The 3971-nt window shown below is 69.4% G+C and carries 4 protein-coding genes and 1 pseudogene; 2 read left to right on the plus strand and 3 right to left on the minus strand.

Annotation, left to right across the window (positions count from 1 at the left end; translation table 11 throughout):
- Positions 1-404, minus strand: a pseudogene (locus tag G6019_RS05390) (hypothetical protein); the annotation flags it as partial.
- Positions 404-1189 carry a phosphatase PAP2 family protein gene (locus tag G6019_RS05395; protein WP_107757626.1) on the minus strand — a complete coding sequence of 262 codons (786 nt, stop codon included), beginning with the start codon at positions 1187-1189 and terminating at the stop codon, positions 404-406. The gene G6019_RS05395 and the pseudogene G6019_RS05390, both read right to left, overlap by 1 nt.
- 117 nt (positions 1190-1306) lie before the next feature.
- Here G6019_RS05395 and aspA point away from each other — a divergent pair, with 117 nt between their 5' ends.
- Complete coding sequence (gene aspA / locus G6019_RS05400; RefSeq protein WP_107757625.1) at positions 1307-2767, plus strand: aspartate ammonia-lyase; 1461 nt, start codon at positions 1307-1309, stop codon at positions 2765-2767.
- Positions 2768-2831: 64 nt separating this feature from the next.
- Here aspA and G6019_RS05405 read toward each other — a convergent pair whose 3' ends face one another.
- Entirely contained in the window at positions 2832-3017 is a 186-nt protein-coding gene (locus G6019_RS05405) for a hypothetical protein (RefSeq protein WP_107757624.1), read from the minus strand.
- Between the two features lie 145 nt (positions 3018-3162).
- Between G6019_RS05405 and G6019_RS05410 the strand changes: the two genes are divergently transcribed.
- Positions 3163-3939 carry an acetoacetate decarboxylase family protein gene (locus G6019_RS05410; protein WP_107757623.1) on the plus strand — a complete coding sequence of 259 codons (777 nt, stop codon included), beginning with the start codon at positions 3163-3165 and terminating at the stop codon, positions 3937-3939.
- The last annotated feature ends 32 nt before the right edge of the window (positions 3940-3971 follow it).

The following is a 3971-nucleotide window of genomic DNA, read 5'->3' on the forward strand; positions in this document are numbered from 1 at the left end:
GCGGCGCCCGCGACGCCCAGAGCCAGGAGGGCGGCCCGGGTCATGCGCCTCAACTCGGCGGGCGCCTCGCGGCGTCGTTGGGCCACCATCAGGGTCGCCACCGACCCGGCGATGCCGGCGATCACGAGCGGGCGCTCCTCCCGCCGGGTGACGTGGTGATCGGACAGGGCCTGTCGTCGGACCCTCCACGCGATGGCCGTCTGGGGCGCCAGGCCCAGTCCCGTCGCGGTCGCGAGGCCCCAGCCAGGAGATCCCACGCGGTGCCCGAGGTGGAGCGACCCGACCGTGAGCACCACCCAGGGGGCGAAGGCCTCGGTCAGGATCACGGCCGGGGTCGCCCTCCGAGCACCCCGCGCCCGCGTGCCGTCACCCCGCTGGAGGGGGAGTGTCGGGTGGGGCTCCATCACGCCTCCGCGCGCGAGAGCAGCCGCGGGGAGTAGTCGAGGCGGTCGGCGAGCCACATGATCGTGGCCACCTCGCCCACCCAGGCCAGGCTGACGCACCAGCCGGCCAGGACATCGCTCGGGAAATGGACCCCGAGATACATGCGCGTCACCCCGACCGCGGGGACGTACGCCGCGGATCCCGCGATCACCGGGTATCGCCATCCGGTGGGCCAGGCGAGAACGCAGGCGCACCCGGCGAGGGCCGCGCTCGCCATCGCGTGCCCGCTGGGGAACGAGTAACTCTTCTCCTGCACGATGTGGGTGAAGAAGGTGGGGCGGTCGCGCCGGTACAGGAGCTTGAGGACCGAGTTGATGATGGTGGACCCGACCAGGGACACCGTGAGCAGCGCGGCCGGGCGACGACTGCCGCGGACGTACGCCAGGTAACCGGCGGCGGTGAGGGCGAAGACGGGGACCGCGGTGACCCCGCCGAGTTCGGTGACGGCCCTGACGATCCGGGTGGTGCGCGGTGTGTGCCGTCGGCGCAGCCACAGCATGACGGGCCGGTCGAAGGGAAGTTTGGCGCCGGACCTGATCCTCTCGGCCAGTTCCACGAACCCGATGACGGGCATGGCGAAGCCCGCGAACGCCACTCCGAAGACCGCCCAGGTGCCTCGCGGCAGGGGTTCCTGACCCCTGTCGACGATGCTGCCCAGGAGCCCGTCGGAGGGGGCCAGGGGGCGCAGGAGGTCCTTCGCCGCGGTCAGGGTCCGGGTGCGACGGGAGGTCGTCGTGCGGGACATGACCACACCCTAGGCACAGTGGCGCGGCGACGGGGGATCCCCGCGAACCGCGACACCGCGCGCGGGCCGGGGGCCGTGGCTACTGTGGATCGTGGCGACCCGACCAGCGGAGGACGAATGACCCAGACCCGTGTGGAACGAGACCTCCTCGGCGAGAAGGAGGTTCCGGCTGACGCCTATTACGGGATCCACACCGTGAGGGCGGTCGAGAACTTCCCGATCGACTCCACGACCATCAGCGACATCCCGGACTTCATCCGCGGGATGGTCATGGTCAAGAAGGCCGCGGCGCTGGCCAACGTGGAGATGGGTGTCCTGGACCCGGACGTCGCCGAGGCCATCGTCGGTGCCTGCGACGAGATCCTCGTCGACGGCCGCTGCATGGACCAGTTCCCCTCGTGCGTGTACCAGGGTGGGGCCGGGACGTCGGTGAACATGAACACCAACGAGGTGGTGGCCAATCTCGCGTTGGAGCGGATCGGTCATCCCAGGGGCGCCTACGACGTGATCAGCCCGAACGACGACGTCAACCGTTCGCAGTCCACCAACGACGCGTACCCGACCGGGTTCCGGATCGCCCTGTGGCACTCCCTCGAGCGGCTCGAGCCGGCCATCGTCGCGTTGCGCGAGGCCTTCTACGACAAGTCGGAGGAGTTCCGCGAGGTCCTCAAGATGGGTCGCACGCAGTTGCAGGACGCGGTCCCCATGTCCCTGGGTCAGGAGTTCGGCGGGTTCGCGGTGACGCTCGACGAGGAGCTCCACGTCCTCGGCGCCGCGGCCCGGATGCTGCTCGACGTGAACCTGGGCGCCACGGCCATCGGCACCGGGGTCAACACGCCGCCCGACTACCGGCGAGCGGTCATCGAGCACCTGCGGCTCGTGACCGGTCTGCCGGTGACCGGTGCCATGAACCTCATCGAGGCGACCAGTGACACCGGCGATTACGTCAACGTCCACGCGGCCCTCAAGCGGACCGCGTCGAAGGTGTCCAAGATCTGCAACGACCTGCGCCTGCTGTCTTCCGGTCCGCGGGCGGGTCTCAACGAGATCAACCTCCCGGAGCTCCAGGCGGGGTCCTCGATCATGCCGGCCAAGGTGAACCCGGTGATCCCGGAGGTGGTCAACCAGGTCTGCTTCAAGGTGATCGGCAACGATGTGACGGTGACGATGGCGGCCGAAGCGGGCCAGCTGCAGCTCAACGTGATGGAGCCGGTGATCGCGCAGGCGATGTTCGAGTCGATCTCGTTGCTCACGTCCGCGATGGAGACGCTCACGGAGAAGTGTGTCCGCGGCATCACCGCCAACGTGGAGGTGGCGCGCCGCAACGTCATGGACTCGATCGGGATCGTCACCTATCTCAACCCGGTCATCGGGCACCACAACGGTGACCTGGTGGGACGGGAGTGTGCGCGATCCGGTCGCGGCGTCCGCGAAGTCGTGCTTGAGATGGGTCTGCTCTCGGCGGAGGAGGTCGACGACATCCTCTCGCCGTCGAACCTGCTGCGGCCCCGCTACAAGGGCAGGTCCAGCGGTCACCTGGCGGCCGTACCCTCAGAGGACCTGTCGGACCCCACCTGAGACACCGGTCGCCCCGGTCACCTCTGAGGGTGGCCGGGGGTTCTGGGGTGCCGGTCTGACCGGGTCAGACTCCGTTCTCGACCTGACCGATCTGTCCGATACTGCTCACGGCGAGCCGGCCGAGCGAGCTCTCGAAGCCGAACGACTGCTCGAGGGCCGCGGTGGAACCGGAGATGAATCCGTTGATCGCGGCGGACGACCCGACCGTGAAGTCGAACTGGGCGAAGAAGTCGGCGAGTGCCTTCAACATGGTGTGCCTCCTGGGAGAGTGACGCGGTGTGTTCCGCGTGGGACGGGCCGCGTGCCCGTCTCTACGTGGTCTATCCGCCCTGCCCGGCGTGGTGTTAGCGATCGAATGCAGTGAAACCTGTTACCGCACCCGCTAACGTCGGAGTATGAGTTCTCCCACCACCCGTGTCGTCGCGGGTCGCCAGATCACGTTCCCGGTCCCCGTCGTCTCCGCCTCGATATCGGGTGCCGCCTTCCTGTCGCGGGCCGCCGTCGCCAGGCGTCTGATCGCCTCCGGGCCCCAGTCCGCCGTCCTGGACTCCGCGAGGGCCGAGCCGGTCTCGCTACCGGGTGGTCGGACTCCGGTCACGGTGATCCACGTCCGCTATCACGATGTCCCGGGCAACGTCCTGGGTGGGTACCACGAGGTGGGGTTGGCGTTCCAGGTCAAGGTCCCGGGGGTCGGGGTGCGTCAGCACATCCACGAGCTTCCTGTCGACCAGGATTTCACCCTCGCGGCCGGCAACGAGCTCTGGGGTTTTCCCAAGTGGAAGGGCGACATGGTCGGCACGGCCGGCGGAGCGCTCGACGACGCCCGCCTGGGGGCCGTCGGGTCCTCCGGGACAGGGGGGATCGACCTCATGTTCGACACCCGCCTGGGAGTGCCGGTGCCCGGTCGCCACTCCCTCGGGATGAACTGCATCCAGGTCCTCGACGGCAGGCCTGTCCTGGTCAGCGCGGGTGCGAAAGTCGCAGGCGGCCGGTTCCGTCCCCTGGGGGGTGCGCGCGTGTCGATCGCCGCCGGGGCGGAGGACGGGGATCGACACATCGGCCGGATCGCCGGGGCGATCCGCGAGCTGGGGCTCGATCGGGCTCGGGCGCTCGGCACGTTCTCCTTCGAGCGGTTCGAGGCCGAGTTCCAGGCACCCCGCACGCTGTCCTGACGCCGGCCCGCCGATCACCGCGCGGCGTCGAG

This window comes from Dietzia sp. DQ12-76 (assembly GCF_014145045.1).
Classification (GTDB): domain Bacteria; phylum Actinomycetota; class Actinomycetes; order Mycobacteriales; family Mycobacteriaceae; genus Dietzia.

Excerpts from the sequence above, each read along its gene's own strand:
- G6019_RS05395 (WP_107757626.1), bottom strand. The coding sequence starts at position 1,189 with ATGTCCCGCACGACGACCTCCCGTCGCACCCGGACCCTGACCGCGGCG.
- aspA (WP_107757625.1), top strand. The coding sequence starts at position 1,307 with ATGACCCAGACCCGTGTGGAACGAGACCTCCTCGGCGAGAAGGAGGTT.
- G6019_RS05405 (WP_107757624.1), bottom strand. The coding sequence starts at position 3,017 with ATGTTGAAGGCACTCGCCGACTTCTTCGCCCAGTTCGACTTCACGGTC.
- G6019_RS05410 (WP_107757623.1), top strand. The coding sequence starts at position 3,163 with ATGAGTTCTCCCACCACCCGTGTCGTCGCGGGTCGCCAGATCACGTTC.